Origin of the sequence: Streptomyces thermodiastaticus, assembly GCF_014656135.1 — a bacterium.
GTDB lineage: Bacteria > Actinomycetota > Actinomycetes > Streptomycetales > Streptomycetaceae > Streptomyces > Streptomyces thermodiastaticus.
Map to the genome: position 1 here is coordinate 87802 of NZ_BNBV01000003.1, position 13354 is coordinate 101155.

The following is a 13354-nucleotide window of genomic DNA, read 5'->3' on the forward strand; positions in this document are numbered from 1 at the left end:
GCTGCGTCGCCGGCCCACCTCGAACACGGACGCCGCCTCGGAAAAGTTCCGCGCGACGTCACATCCCGCATTCTTGCCGCCGCCGCGGACGCGTGTCACTCGCCTGTGGACAACTGGCCGTCGTCCGTCGGGTCTTATGACGGTCTGCTGATGGCATCGGCGGGCCACCGCGCCGCCGCCCTCACCGGGATCCCGCCCGGCTCACCGGCATCCCGCCCGGCGCGGACCCGCCCGTCCGGGTGAATGCGTTCCGTCGGCCGGGTCACGGGACACCCGCCCGGACGACGCGCAGGCCGGTTGATTGACCGGGCGACACGGTGGACTAAAGTGACGCGAAGCGGGAGGCGTGGCCCTCCCTGCTGATCGCTTGACCCGGAGACCCCGCGCACGCGGCAGGAGTCTCCCCACGTGCGCGGCGCGTACGTACGGCTCGGCCTCCACCCGCTCCGGCCGGCTGACGCTTCGGGGCGCCGGCAGGTCCTCGACGTCCGTGAGCGGCCCGGGGACCGGGCGGTGCGTGCGGGACGCCGGACCTGAGAGGGCCTCTTGAGCAACAGCCGACACGTCCCCGTGATGCTCCAGCGGTGCCTGGACCTGCTGGCGCCCGCCCTGCAGCGGCCCGGAGCGGTGGTCGTCGACTGCACCCTGGGCCTCGGCGGCCACAGCGAGGGACTGCTCACCCGCTTCCCCGAGGCCCGCCTGATCGGTCTCGACCGCGACAAGGAGGCGCTGCGCCTGGCCGGTGAGCGGCTGGCCCCCTTCGGCGAGCGGGCGACGCTGGTGCACGCCGTCTACGACGAGCTGCCCGAGGTGCTGCGGCGCCTCGGCGTCCCGCGCGTCCAGGGCGTCCTGTTCGATCTCGGCGTGTCCTCCATGCAGCTCGACGAGGCCGGCCGCGGCTTCGCCTACGCCCAGGACGCCCCCCTGGACATGCGCATGGACCAGTCCACCGGCATCAGCGCCGCCGAGGTCCTCAACACCTACCCGCCCGGCGAACTGGTGCGCATCCTGCGGGCCTACGGCGAGGAGAAGCAGGCCAAGCGGATCGTCGCCGCGATCGTGCGCGAGCGCGAGAAGGAGCCGTTCACCACCAGTACCCGCCTGGTGCAGCTGATCCGCGACGCGCTGCCCCAGGCCGCCAAGCGCACCGGAGGCAACCCGGCCAAGCGCACCTTCCAGGCCCTGCGCATCGAGGTCAACGGCGAACTCGCCGTGCTGGAGCGGGCGATCCCGGCCGCGGTGAAGGCGCTCGACGTCGGCGGACGGATCGCCGTTCTGTCGTACCACTCGCTCGAAGACCGCCTGATCAAGCAGGTGTTCGCGGCCGGCGCCGCCTCCACCGCGCCGCCCGGGCTGCCCGTCGTCCCCGAGCGCTATCAGCCCCGGCTCAAGCTGCTCACCCGCGGTGCCGAACTTCCCACCGAGGAGGAGATCGCCGAGAACCGGCGCGCCGCACCGGCACGCCTGCGCGGGGCCGAGCGCATCAGGGAGGACGTCGAGTGAGACAGGGGGAGTGGTGAGCAGAAGACCCGAACTGCGCGGCCGGGCCGCCCGGCTGGCACGGATGTTCCCGGCCGGGCGCCGGCAGGCCGCCCGCACACCCTTCGTCCTCCTCGTGGTGCTGCTCCTCGGCGGTGGCCTGATCGGGCTGCTGGTGCTGAACTCGGCGCTCAGCGCGGGTGCGTTCCAGCGCGACGACCTGGAGCGGGACACCAAGAACCTCACCGACGAGGAGCAGGCCCTGCAGCGGGACATCGACTCGTACTCCGCCCCCGACGCCCTGGAGCGCCGCGCCCGCGAACTGGGCATGGTGCCCGGCGGCGACCCGGCGTTCCTCGACCCCGACGGCACCGTCAAGGGCGTCCCATCGCCCGCCGCCCGGCAGTCCTCCGCCGACGGCGTGCCGCTGTCGGTGCGCCCGCCCGAGGCACTCACGGCCCCGCCGTCCTGGACGGACACCGGCACCTCCGGCACCCCGGACCCGGGAGCGGAGCCGGAGCTCCAGGACGTGGCGGACCTGTCGCCGGCCGATCCGGCCGGCCCGGACACCGCGGACGTCCCCGGGCCGCACACCGGCCCGTCCGCACCGCCCCAGCCAGCCCCGACCACGACCCCCGGCAGGTGAGCCACGTGACCGACAGGCAACCGCCGCGCCGCCGCGTGCCCGGGTCCTCCCGGCCCGCCCGGCCGGCGAGCCGCCCGCGTCCCCGCACCGGCTCCCGCCCGGCCCGCCGCCCCAGCTCCACCTGGCGTCCGCCGCCCGTGCGGGTGCTGCGCCTGGGCAGCCCCCGCCCGCGGCTGCGCATGGTCGGCGTGGCGCTGACACTGGTCATGGCCGTCTTCGCGGTGCGGCTGCTGCAGGTGCAGGCCATCGACGCCAGCGCGTACGCCGCCAAGGCCGACGAGAACCGCTACGTGGTGCACGCCATCGCCGCCGAGCGCGGCGCCATCACCGACCGCAACGGCGTCACCCTGGCCGCCAGTGTCGACGCCGAGGACATCACGGCCGACCCGACCATGTTCACGCGCGAGCAGCTGAAGATCGACGACGGGCCGGAGCAGGCCGCCGCGCTGCTCGCCCCGATCCTCGGTCTGGACCAGGAGGCGCTCGCCGGCAAGCTGCGCACCCCGAACACCCGGTACGTGCTGCTGGCCGCCCGGCAGACCCCGCAGGTGTGGAACCAGATCAAGGACCTGAAGACCACCCTGGCGAAGAAGGCGCAGACCGACAGGACGACCGTCAACGTCCTCGCCGGCGTCTTCTCCGAGCCGAGCAGCAAGCGTGTCTACCCGGCAGGCGACCTCGCCGCCGGAGTGCTGGGCTGGGTCGACGCCTCCGGCAAGGGCGGCGGCGGCATCGAGCAGCAGCTGAACGAGGAGCTGGCCGGCAAGCCCGGCAAGGTCCGCTACGCCCAGTCCGGCGGCCGCGAGGTCCCCACCGCGGGCTCCGCCGAGACACCCGCGGTGCCCGGCTCGGACGTCGAGCTGACCATCGACCGCGACATCCAGTGGGCCGCGCAGAACGCCATCACCGAGCAGGTGCGCGCCTCGCAGGCGGACCGCGGCTATGTGATCGTCCAGGACACGCGCACCGGCGAGATCCTCGCCATGGCCGAGTCCCCGGGCTTCGACCCCAACGACCTCGCCCACGCCGACCCGGACGCCCTCGGCAACGCCGCCGTCCAGGACGCCTACGAGCCCGGCTCCACCGCCAAGGTCATGTCCATGGCCGCGGTGCTGGAGGAGCACAAGGCCACCCCGCTCACCCACGTCGTGGTGCCCAACCGGCTGCACCGCGGTGACCGGCTCTTCCAGGACGACGTCGACCACGACACCTGGTACCTCACCCTCAACGGGGTGCTCGCCAAGTCCAGCAACATCGGCACGATCCTGGCCACCGGCCAGCTCGGCAGAACCCAGGCCGAGGCCAACCGGGTCCTCTACTCCTACCTGCGCAAGTTCGGGATCGGCGAGTACACCGGCATCGGCTTCCCCGGCGAGACCAAGGGCATCCTGGCACCCCCCGGCAAGTGGTCCACCTCGCAGCAGTACACGATCCCGTTCGGTCAGGGCTTCTCGATCAACGCGCTGCAGGCGGCGTCCATCTACTCGACGATCGCCAACGGCGGGGTGAGGATCCAGCCGACCCTGGTGCGCGGCATCAAGGGCCCCGACGGCCGTTTCACGCCCGCCCCGAAGCCCGAGAAGACCCGGGTCGTGAGCGAGAGGACCGCCACCCAGCTGGCCCAGATGCTGGAGTCCGTCGTGGACGACGAGCAGGGCACCGGCCTGAAGGCACGCATCCCCGGCTACCGCGTCGCGGGCAAGACCGGCACGGCCAACCGTGTGGATCCGGCCACCGGCCGCTACCGCGGCTACACCTCGTCCTTCGCCGGTTTCGCCCCGGCCGACAAGCCCCGCATCACCGTCTACTGCGCCATCCAGAACGCCACCAAGGGCAGCTACTTCGGCGGCCAGATCTGCGGACCGATCTACAAGAAGGTCATGGAGTTCGCGCTGAAGACGCTCCAGGTGCCGCCGACCGGCACCCGGCCCGCGAACCTGCCCGTCGACTTCACGCCATGAGCACACGGTGCGGGCCGCGGCCCCGCGCCCCGCACCGCCCACCGTCCCCCGGTGCCCACCCCCCCGCACAGAACCACCAGGAACGAGTCCGTGACCACGATCACCCCCGATCCCGGGAACCAATCCGGGCCCCGGCCCTCGCTTCGCCCGCAGGCCGCCACGCCCGGTACGCTCACCGCCGTGCCACACGCTGATCAGACCCGAACCACCCGGAAGGGCGATTCCGTGACGTACCCGGGACCGCCCAGGCCGGCTCAGGTCACCGCCACCTCGCTGGCGGACCTCGCCGGTCAGCTGGGTGTCGAGCCGCCGGACGGCGCCGCCGAGGTCACGGGCATCACCCACGACTCGCGCGCCGTGCGCCCCGGTGACCTGTACGCCGCCCTGCCCGGAGAGCGCGCGCACGGCGCCGACTTCGTCACCCAGGCGGCGGGCCTCGGCGCGGCCGCCGTGCTCACCGACCCGGCCGGCGCCGAGCGCGCCGCCGCCACCGGCCTGCCCGTGCTGGTGGTGGACGACCCGCGCGCCCGGATGGGCGAGCTGGCCGCCACCGTCTACGGCCGGCCCGGCCGCGATCTGCTGCAGATCGGCATCACCGGCACCTCCGGCAAGACCACCACCGCCTACCTCGTCGAGGGCGGCCTGAGGACGGTCCGGAGCACCGGTCTGATCGGCACCGTGGAGATGCGCGTCGGCGACGAGCGCATCAAGTCCGAGCGCACCACCCCCGAGGCCACCGACCTGCAGGCCCTGTTCGCCGTGATGCGCGAGCGCGGGGTCGAGGCGGTCGCCATGGAGGTCTCCAGCCACGCCCTGGTGCTCGGCCGGGTCGACGGCTGCGTCTTCGACGTCGCCGTCTTCACCAACCTCAGCCCGGAGCACATGGAGTTCCACTCCGGGATGGAGGACTACTTCCAGGCCAAGGCGCAGCTGTTCACGCCGCGGCGCAGCCGCCTGGGCGTGATCAACTTCGACGACGAGTACGGCCGGCGGCTCGCCCGGCAGGCCACGGTCCCCGTCGTCACCTACTCGGCCGAGGGTCACCCGGACGCCGACTGGCGCGCCCAGGACGTGGAGGTCGGCCCGCTCGAGTCCACGTTCACCGTGCTCGGCCCCGAGGGGCAGCGGATCGCGGCGCGATCGCCGCTGCCGGGCCCGTTCAACGTGGCCAACACCCTCGCCGCCGTCGTGGCCCTGGCCGCCGCGGGCCTGGATCCGCAGACGGCCGCCGACGGTGTCGCGGCCGTGCCCGGCGTCCCCGGCCGGCTGGAGCGGGTCGACGCCGGACAGCCCTACCTCGCCGTCGTGGACTACGCGCACAAGACCGACGCCGTGGAGTCGGTGCTCAAGGCCCTGCGCAAGGTCACCAAGGGCCGGCTGCACGTGGTGCTCGGCTGCGGCGGCGACCGCGACCGGACCAAGCGCGGCCCCATGGGCGCCGCCGCGGCCCGCCTCGCCGACACCGCCGTACTGACCTCCGACAACCCCCGCTCCGAGGACCCGCTCGCGATCCTCGCGGCCATGCTCCAGGGCGCCGCCACGGTGCCCGCGCACGAGCGCGGGGAGGTGCTCCTGTTCGAGGACCGTGCCGCCGCGATCGCCGCCGCCGTGGGCCGTGCGCACCCCGGCGACACCGTGCTGGTCGCGGGCAAGGGCCACGAACAGGGCCAGGACATCGCCGGCGTGGTCCGTCCCTTCGACGACCGCCAGGTGCTTCGCGAAGCAATTAAGAACACCCAGGGATGAAAATCCGGAAGACCCAGGGGAAGAACTTGTGATCGCCCTCTCCCTCGCCGAGATCGCAGATGTCGTCGGCGGGCAGACGCACGACATACCGGATCCGTCCGTCGAGGTCACCGGACCCGTCGTCCGGGACTCCCGCGAGGCGGTGCCCGGCAGTCTGTTCGTCGCCTTCACCGGCGAACGCGTCGACGGCCACGACTTCGCCGCCGCCGTGATCGAGGCGGGCGCCGTCGCCGTACTGGCGTCCCGTCCCGTCGGTGTGCCCGCGATCGTCGTCGACGACGTCCAGGCCGCCCTCGGCGCCCTCGCCCGCCATGTCGTCGCCCGGCTCGGCGCGACCCTGGTGGGACTGACCGGTTCCGCCGGCAAGACCAGCACCAAGGACCTCATCGCCCAGGTGCTGCGGCGCACGGCACCGACCGTGTTCACGCCCGGCTCCCTCAACAACGAGATCGGGCTGCCGCTGACCGCCCTGAGCGCCACCGAGGAGACCCGGTTCCTCGTGCTGGAGATGGGCGCCCGCGGCCTCGGCCACATCCGCTACCTCACCGGGCTGACCCCGCCGCGCATCGGCGTGGTGCTCAACGTGGGCAGCGCCCACGTCGGCGAGTTCGGCGGCCGTGAGCAGATCGCCCGGGCCAAGGGCGAGCTGGTGGAGAGCCTGCCCGCCGCCGAGGACGGCGGCGTCGCGGTGCTCAACGCCGACGATCCGCTGGTGAAGGCCATGGCCTCCCGTACGAAGGCGAAGGTGCTCCTTTTCGGAGAGTCCGGCGAAGCGGACGTTCGCGCCGAGAACGTGAGACTCACGGACAGCGGGCAGCCCGTTTTCCGGCTTCACACACCCTCCGGTGCATCCGATGTGACCATGCGCCTGTACGGTGAGCACCACGTGTCGAACGCGCTCGCCGCGGCCGCCGTCGCCCATGAGCTGGGCATGTCCGCGGAAGAGATCGCCACCGCGCTCTCCGAGGCGGAGTCCCTCTCCCGGTGGCGCATGGAGGTCGTCGAGCGCCCGGACGGCGTGACCATCGTCAACGACGCCTACAACGCCAACCCCGAGTCCATGCGGGCCGCGCTGCGCGCGCTGGTGGCCATGGGCCGCGGACGGCGGACGTGGGCGGTGCTCGGTCCGATGGCCGAGCTGGGGGACGAGGCGCTCGCCGAGCACGACGCGGTCGGACGGCTGGCCGTCCGGCTCAACGTCAGCAAGCTCGTCGCGGTCGGGGGCAGGGAAGCGTCCTGGCTGCAACTGGGCGCATACAACGAGGGTTCGTGGGGTGAGGAGTCGGTGCACGTGTCCGACGCACAGGCGGCGGTCGACCTGTTGCGCAGCGAGTTGCGCCCGGGGGACGTGGTGCTCGTGAAGGCGTCCCGTGCGGTCGGTCTGGAAAGCGTCGCCGAGGCGCTGCTGCAGGCCGGGACCGAGGGTGAGGTCGCCGCCCGATGAACCAGATTCTCTTCGCGGGCGTCATCGGGCTCTTTCTGACCCTGATCGGCACCCCCTTGCTGATCAAACTCCTGGCCCGCAAGGGCTACGGCCAGTACATCCGTGACGACGGACCGCGCGAGCACGCCAGCAAGCGCGGTACGCCGACCATGGGCGGCATCGCCTTCATCCTGGCCACGGTCGCCGCCTACTTCCTGGCCAAGGTGATCACCGGGCAGCCCCCGCGCTTCTCGGGTCTGCTGGTGCTCGGCCTCATGGTCGGCATGGGCATGGTCGGCTTCCTCGACGACTACATCAAGATCGTCAAGCGTCGTTCGCTGGGTCTGCGGGCCAAGGCGAAGATGGCCGGCCAGCTGATCGTCGGCATCGCCTTCGCGGTGCTGTCGCTGCAGTTCGCCGACAACCGGGGCAACACGCCCGCCTCCACCAAGCTGTCGTTCATCACCGACTTCGGGTGGTCGATCGGCCCGGTGCTGTTCGTGGTCTGGGCGCTGTTCATGATCCTGGCCATGTCGAACGGCGTGAACCTCACCGACGGTCTGGACGGCCTGGCCACCGGCGCCTCAGTCCTGGTCTTCGGCGCCTACACCTTCATCGGCGTCTGGCAGTACCAGGAGTCCTGCGCCAACGCCATGACGCTGACCAACCCGGGCGCCTGCTACGAGGTGCGCGACCCGCTCGACCTCGCGATCGTGTCCTCCGCGCTCATGGGTGCCTGCCTCGGCTTCCTGTGGTGGAACACCTCGCCGGCGAAGATCTTCATGGGTGACACCGGTTCGCTCGCGCTCGGCGGTGTGCTGGCGGGCCTGGCCATCTGCTCCCGCACCGAGCTGCTGCTCGCGCTGCTGGGCGGCCTGTTCGTCCTCATCACCATGTCGGTGATCATCCAGGTCGGCTCCTTCCGCCTGACCGGCAAGCGCGTCTTCCGGATGGCGCCCCTGCAGCACCACTTCGAACTCAAGGGCTGGTCCGAAGTGCTCGTGGTGGTCCGTTTCTGGATCATCCAGGGCATCTGTGTCATCGTCGGACTCGGCCTCTTCTACGCGGGATGGGCAGCGGACAAGTGACCGACTGGCAGGGAAAGAACGTCACCGTCGCCGGGCTCGGCGTCTCCGGGGTCCCGGCGGCCAAGGTCCTGCACGGCCTGGGCGCGCGGGTCACCGTCGTCAACGACGGCGACGACGAGCGCGCCCGGGCGCAGGCCGCGGAGCTTCAGGCCCTGGGGATCACCGTCCGCCTCGGCGACGGGGACTCCCTGCCCGACGGCACCGAGCTGATCGTCACCGCCCCCGGCTGGAAGCCGGACAAGGCGCTGTTCCGCGCCGCCGAGAAGGCGGACGTCCCCGTCTGGGGCGACGTGGAACTCGCCTGGCGGCTGCGCGGTCACGGCGGCCGCACGCCCGCACCGTGGCTGGCGGTCACCGGCACCAACGGCAAGACCACCACGGTGCAGATGCTCGCCTCCATCCTGAGGGCGGCGGGCCTGCGCACGGCCGCCGTCGGCAACATCGGCGTCTCGCTGCTGGACGCGGTCCTCGGCGAGGAGACCTACGACGTCCTCGCCGTCGAACTGTCCAGCTACCAACTGCACTGGGCGCCGTCGCTGCGGGCGCACTCCGCCGCGGTCCTCAACCTCGCGCCGGACCACCTGGACTGGCACGGCTCCATGGAGGCCTACGCGGCCGACAAGGGCCGCATCTACGAGGGCAACCGGATCGCCTGCGTCTACAACGCGGCGGACAAGGCCACCGAGGACCTGGTGCGCGAGGCCGACGTGGAGGAGGGCTGCCGGGCGATCGGCTTCACGCCGGGCACCCCGGCGCCCTCCCAACTCGGCGTCGTGGACGGCATCCTGGTCGACCGCGCCTTCGTGCCGAACCGGCAGAAGAACGCCCAGGAGCTGGCCGAGGTGGCGGACATCCGGCCGCCGGCCCCGCACAACATCGCCAACGCCCTTGCCGCGGCGGCCCTCGCCCGCGCCTACGGGGTGCCCGCCGCGGCCGTGCGGGAGGGGCTGCGGGCCTTCACGCCCGACGCGCACCGCATCGCGCACGTCGCCGACCTCGACGGCGTCGCCTACGTCGACGACTCCAAGGCCACCAACACCCACGCGGCACAGGCCTCGTTGGCGTCATATGAGTCGATCGTATGGATCGCAGGGGGGCTGGCGAAGGGCGCGACCTTCGACGAACTGGTCGCCGGCGCGGCCGGGCGGCTGCGCGGCGTGGTGCTGATCGGCGCCGATCGCGGCCTGATCCGGGACGCCCTGGCGCGACACGCGCCGGAAGTACCCGTCGTCGACCTCGACCGGACCGACACTGGGGCGATGCTCCAGGCCGTCCAGGAGGCGAAGCGGCTGGCCCGCGCGGGTGACACGGTGCTCCTCGCCCCGGCCTGCGCCTCCATGGACATGTTCGTCAACTACAACCAGCGCGGTGACGCGTTCGCGGCGGCCGTTCGCGAACTCGCCGCCCGCTGACCCCGGCCGCCCCCGCTGCCGGGCGACCTTGGGAGGGACGCGTGGGACCCGCCAGCCGAGCCACTGCCCGCCGGGGCACGTCACCGGTGCGGCCGACGGACAGCGGAGGCGCACGTGGCCGCTAGCCCCGCAGGCCGCACCGGCCGTCCGACCGTGCAGCGCGCCGCCCGGCGGCCCGCCGTCGCCCGGGCGGTGCACGACAACCCCGTGCGCACCCTCGTCACCCGTGCCCGCAAGGCCTGGGACCGGCCGCTGACCGCCTACTACGTGCTGGCCGGCGGCAGCGCGCTGATCACGGTGCTCGGCCTGGTGATGGTGTACTCCGCCTCCCAGGTCACCGCGCTGCAGATGGCGCTGCCCGGGTGGTACTTCTTCCGCAAGCAGCTGCTCGCCGCCGCCATCGGCACCGTGCTGCTGCTGGTGGCCGCCCGGATGCCGGTGAAGCTGCACCGGGCGCTGGCCTACCCGATCCTGGCGGGCGCGGTGTTCCTCATGGCGCTGGTGCAGGTGCCGGGGATAGGAGTGTCGGTCAACGGCAACCAGAACTGGATCTCGCTGGGCGGCTCCTTCCAGATCCAGCCCAGCGAGATCGGCAAGCTGGCCCTGGTGCTGTGGGGCGCCGACCTGATCGCCCGCAAGCAGGAGAAGCGGCTGCTGACGCAGTGGAAGCACATGCTGGTGCCGCTGGTCCCGGTCGCCTTCATGCTGCTCGGACTGATCATGCTGGGCGGCGACATGGGCACCGCGATCATCCTCACCGGCATCCTCTTCGGGCTGCTGTGGCTGGCGGGCGCGCCCACCCGCCTGTTCGTGGGCGTGCTCTCGGTCGCCTCCCTGATCGGCCTGGTGCTCATCAAGACCAGCCCCAACCGGCTGGACCGGTTCGCCTGCGTCGGCTCCACCGACGTCACCAAGTGCTGGCAGGCGGTGCACGGCATCTACGCCCTCGCCTCCGGCGGACTGTTCGGCTCCGGGCTCGGCGCCAGTGTGGAAAAATGGGGGCAACTGCCCGAGGCCCACACCGACTTCATCTTCGCGGTCACCGGTGAGGAACTGGGCCTTGCGGGGACGCTGTCGGTGCTCGCCCTGTTCGCGGCTCTAGGCTATGCGGGCATCCGCGTGGCCGGACGCACGGAGGATCCCTTCGTCAGGTACGCCGCGGGAGGCGTGACCACGTGGATCACCGTCCAGGCGGTGATCAACATCGGTGCGGTGCTCGGTCTGCTGCCGATCGCCGGCGTTCCGCTCCCGCTGTTCTCCTACGGAGGATCCGCCCTGCTGCCGACCATGTTCGCCATCGGGCTGCTGATCGCCTTCGCGCGGGACGAGCCCGCTGCGCGGGCAGCGCTTGCCATGCGGCAGCCACGCTTTGGTAGAAAGCGCACGTCAGGCTCCGCGGCCGGACGCACGACCGGCCGGAGGCCCGAGCGCGGCTCCGGCCGGACACCGGGCCGGGCCTCCGCACGGGCCTCCGGCGGGAACTCCGGCCGGGGAACGGGTCAGGGGTCCGGCCAGGGGCCTCGGAGATGGAACACGATGCGACGGCGTGCCTCGGCGGCGCGTCCGTCCGGAGAGCGGTGAATTTCGGTGCATGTCGTACTCGCCGGCGGAGGTACCGCGGGCCACATCGAGCCCGCGCTCGCCCTCGCGGACGCCCTGCGCAGGCAGGACCCGACCGTGGGCATCACGGCCCTGGGCACGGAGCGGGGACTGGAGACCCGGCTCGTCCCGGAGCGGGGCTACGAGCTCGCGCTGATCCCCGCGGTGCCACTGCCGCGCAAGCCCACGCCCGAACTGATCACCGTGCCGGGCCGGCTGCGCGGCACCATCAAGGCCGCCGAGCAGATCCTGGAACGCACCAAAGCCGACGTGGTCGTCGGCTTCGGCGGCTATGTCGCCCTGCCCGGCTATCTCGCGGCCAAGCGGCTCGGGGTGCCCATCGTCGTCCACGAGGCCAACGCCCGGCCGGGCCTGGCCAACAAGATCGGCTCGCGGTACGCGAACCAGGTCGCCGTCTCCACCCCCGACAGCAAGCTGCGCAACGCCCGTTACATCGGCATCCCGCTGCGGCGCTCCATCGCCACCCTGGACCGCGCCGCCGTACGCCCCGAGGCGCGCGCGGCGTTCGGCCTGGACCCGAACCTGCCCACCCTGCTGGTCTCCGGCGGCTCCCAGGGCGCCCGCCGCCTCAACGAGGTGATCCAGCAGGTCGCCCCCCGGCTGCAGCAGGCCGGGATCCAGATCCTGCACGCGGTCGGCCCGAAGAACGAACTGCCGCAGGTGCAGCAGATGCCGGGTATGCCCCCCTACATCCCGGTAAGTTATCTGGACCGGATGGACCTCGCGTACGCCGCGGCCGACATGATGCTCTGCCGCGCGGGCGCGATGACCGTCGCCGAGCTCTCCGCCGTCGGACTCCCGGCCGCCTACGTCCCGCTGCCCATCGGCAACGGCGAACAGCGGCTCAACGCCCAGCCGGTGGTCAAGGCAGGCGGCGGACTGCTGGTCGACGACGCGGAACTGACGCCGCAGTGGGTGCAGGACAACGTCCTGCCCGTGCTCGCCGATCCGCACCGGCTGTACCAGATGTCCCGCGCCGCCAGCGAGTTCGGCCGCCGGGACGCCGACGAGCTGCTCGTCGGCATGGTGTACGAGGCCATCGCCTCGAAGCGTTAGGACCATGGGGACGAAGGGGCGCACAGCGTGGCCGGACCGACGACCGCCCGGCGCGGTCAACGCCAGCAGAAGCCGTCCGGCCCGCCCCTGCGTCTCGGCCGGCTGAGACGGCCGAGCCCGCGGGCCGTCGTCCTGCCGGCGCTGGGCGTCGTCCTGCTCGGCGCCGCCGTGCTGTGGCTGCTGTACGGCTCGCCGTGGATCCGGGTGGAGCACGTGTCCGTGTCCGGCACACGCGTTCTGACGCCCGCTCAGGTGCGTGAGGCGGCCGAGGTGCCGTCCGGGGGCCCCCTCGTCTCCGTCGACACCGGTGCCGTCGCGGACCGGGTGCGCCGGCGGCTGTCCCGGGTCGCCACGGTCGACGTCAGCCGTTCCTGGCCCCACGGAATCGACGTGAAAGTGGTCGAACGCACCGCGGTCATGGTGGAGAAAAAGGGCGGAAAGTTCGTCGAAGTGGACGCGCACGGCGTCCGCTTCGCGACGGTTTCCAGGGCGCCGGACTCGGTGCCGGTTCTGGAATTGTCCCTTTCCCGTTCTCCGTCGGCCGCGGCGAGCCTGCGGCGTTTCGGCGAGAGCCGGCTCGTGCGCGAGGCGGTCAGGGTCGCCAGTGATCTGCCGGCCGCCGTCTCGCGCCAGGCCCGCACCGTCGAGGTCCGTACCTATGACGACATCTCGCTGGAGCTGACCGGTGGGCGGACCGTCTCCTGGGGCAGCAGCGAGAAGGGCCGTCAGAAGGCGCGTGCGCTCACCGCGTTGATGAAAGCCGCGCCGCGGGCACGGCACTTCGACGTCAGCGTGCCCACCGCCCCGGCGTCATCAGGGAGTTGACGGTCCTCGGCGCAGGCCAGCACCCTGGTTGGTCAGCGCTGTGGCCGATCACATAGGGTGAAAAGAAAAACGGGAGGTTCGGCGTGTTCGTTGAACGG

The 13354-nt window shown here is 72.3% G+C and carries 10 protein-coding genes; all 10 read left to right on the forward strand.

The genetic code is table 11. From position 1 onward, the window contains the following. The first annotated feature begins 546 nt into the window (after window positions 1-546). The 10 genes from rsmH (at window position 547) to IE286_RS04045 (ending at window position 13256) form a co-directional block, all read left to right on the forward strand. A complete protein-coding gene (rsmH, locus tag IE286_RS04000) occupies window positions 547-1503 on the forward strand; it encodes a 16S rRNA (cytosine(1402)-N(4))-methyltransferase RsmH (RefSeq protein ID WP_189795191.1) in 957 nt (318 codons plus the stop codon). 13 nt (window positions 1504-1516) lie between these two features. Beyond that, window positions 1517-2125 carry a cell division protein FtsL gene (gene ftsL, locus IE286_RS04005; RefSeq protein ID WP_189795192.1) on the forward strand — a complete coding sequence of 203 codons (609 nt, stop codon included), beginning with the start codon at window positions 1517-1519 and terminating at the stop codon, window positions 2123-2125. Between the two features lie 5 nt (window positions 2126-2130). Continuing rightward, window positions 2131-4086 (forward strand): peptidoglycan D,D-transpeptidase FtsI family protein, encoded by a 1956-nt coding sequence (locus IE286_RS04010; protein ID WP_308115032.1) that lies wholly within the window; start codon window positions 2131-2133, stop codon window positions 4084-4086. 225 nt (window positions 4087-4311) lie between these two features. Continuing rightward, window positions 4312-5832, forward strand: a complete 1521-nt coding sequence (locus tag IE286_RS04015; protein ID WP_189795194.1) for a UDP-N-acetylmuramoyl-L-alanyl-D-glutamate--2,6-diaminopimelate ligase — start codon at window positions 4312-4314, stop codon at window positions 5830-5832. A gap of 28 nt (window positions 5833-5860) precedes the next feature. Continuing rightward, entirely contained in the window at window positions 5861-7276 is a 1416-nt protein-coding gene (locus IE286_RS04020) for a UDP-N-acetylmuramoyl-tripeptide--D-alanyl-D-alanine ligase (RefSeq protein ID WP_189795195.1), read from the forward strand. After that, the gene (gene mraY / locus IE286_RS04025; protein WP_189795196.1) at window positions 7273-8343 is read left to right on the forward strand and encodes a phospho-N-acetylmuramoyl-pentapeptide-transferase; all 1071 of its coding nucleotides are present in this window, start codon (window positions 7273-7275) and stop codon (window positions 8341-8343) included. Before IE286_RS04020 ends, mraY begins: the two co-directional genes overlap by 4 nt. After that, complete coding sequence (gene murD / locus IE286_RS04030) at window positions 8325-9755, forward strand: UDP-N-acetylmuramoyl-L-alanine--D-glutamate ligase (RefSeq protein ID WP_189795197.1); 1431 nt, start codon at window positions 8325-8327, stop codon at window positions 9753-9755. Before mraY ends, murD begins: the two co-directional genes overlap by 19 nt. A gap of 252 nt (window positions 9756-10007) precedes the next feature. After that, window positions 10008-11336, forward strand: a complete 1329-nt coding sequence (gene ftsW, locus IE286_RS04035) for a putative lipid II flippase FtsW (RefSeq protein ID WP_267969119.1) — start codon at window positions 10008-10010, stop codon at window positions 11334-11336. Window positions 11337-11342: 6 nt separating this feature from the next. Then, a complete protein-coding gene (murG, locus tag IE286_RS04040; protein WP_189795199.1) occupies window positions 11343-12431 on the forward strand; it encodes an undecaprenyldiphospho-muramoylpentapeptide beta-N-acetylglucosaminyltransferase in 1089 nt (362 codons plus the stop codon). A gap of 27 nt (window positions 12432-12458) precedes the next feature. Then, window positions 12459-13256, forward strand: a complete 798-nt coding sequence (locus IE286_RS04045) for a cell division protein FtsQ/DivIB (RefSeq protein ID WP_189795200.1) — start codon at window positions 12459-12461, stop codon at window positions 13254-13256. Window positions 13257-13354 lie beyond the last annotated feature (98 nt).

Coding starts and splice junctions, on each gene's coding strand:
- mraY (WP_189795196.1), top strand. CDS start 7,273: ATGAACCAGATTCTCTTCGCGGGCGTCATCGGGCTCTTTCTGACCCTG.
- murD (WP_189795197.1), top strand. CDS start 8,325: ATGGGCAGCGGACAAGTGACCGACTGGCAGGGAAAGAACGTCACCGTC.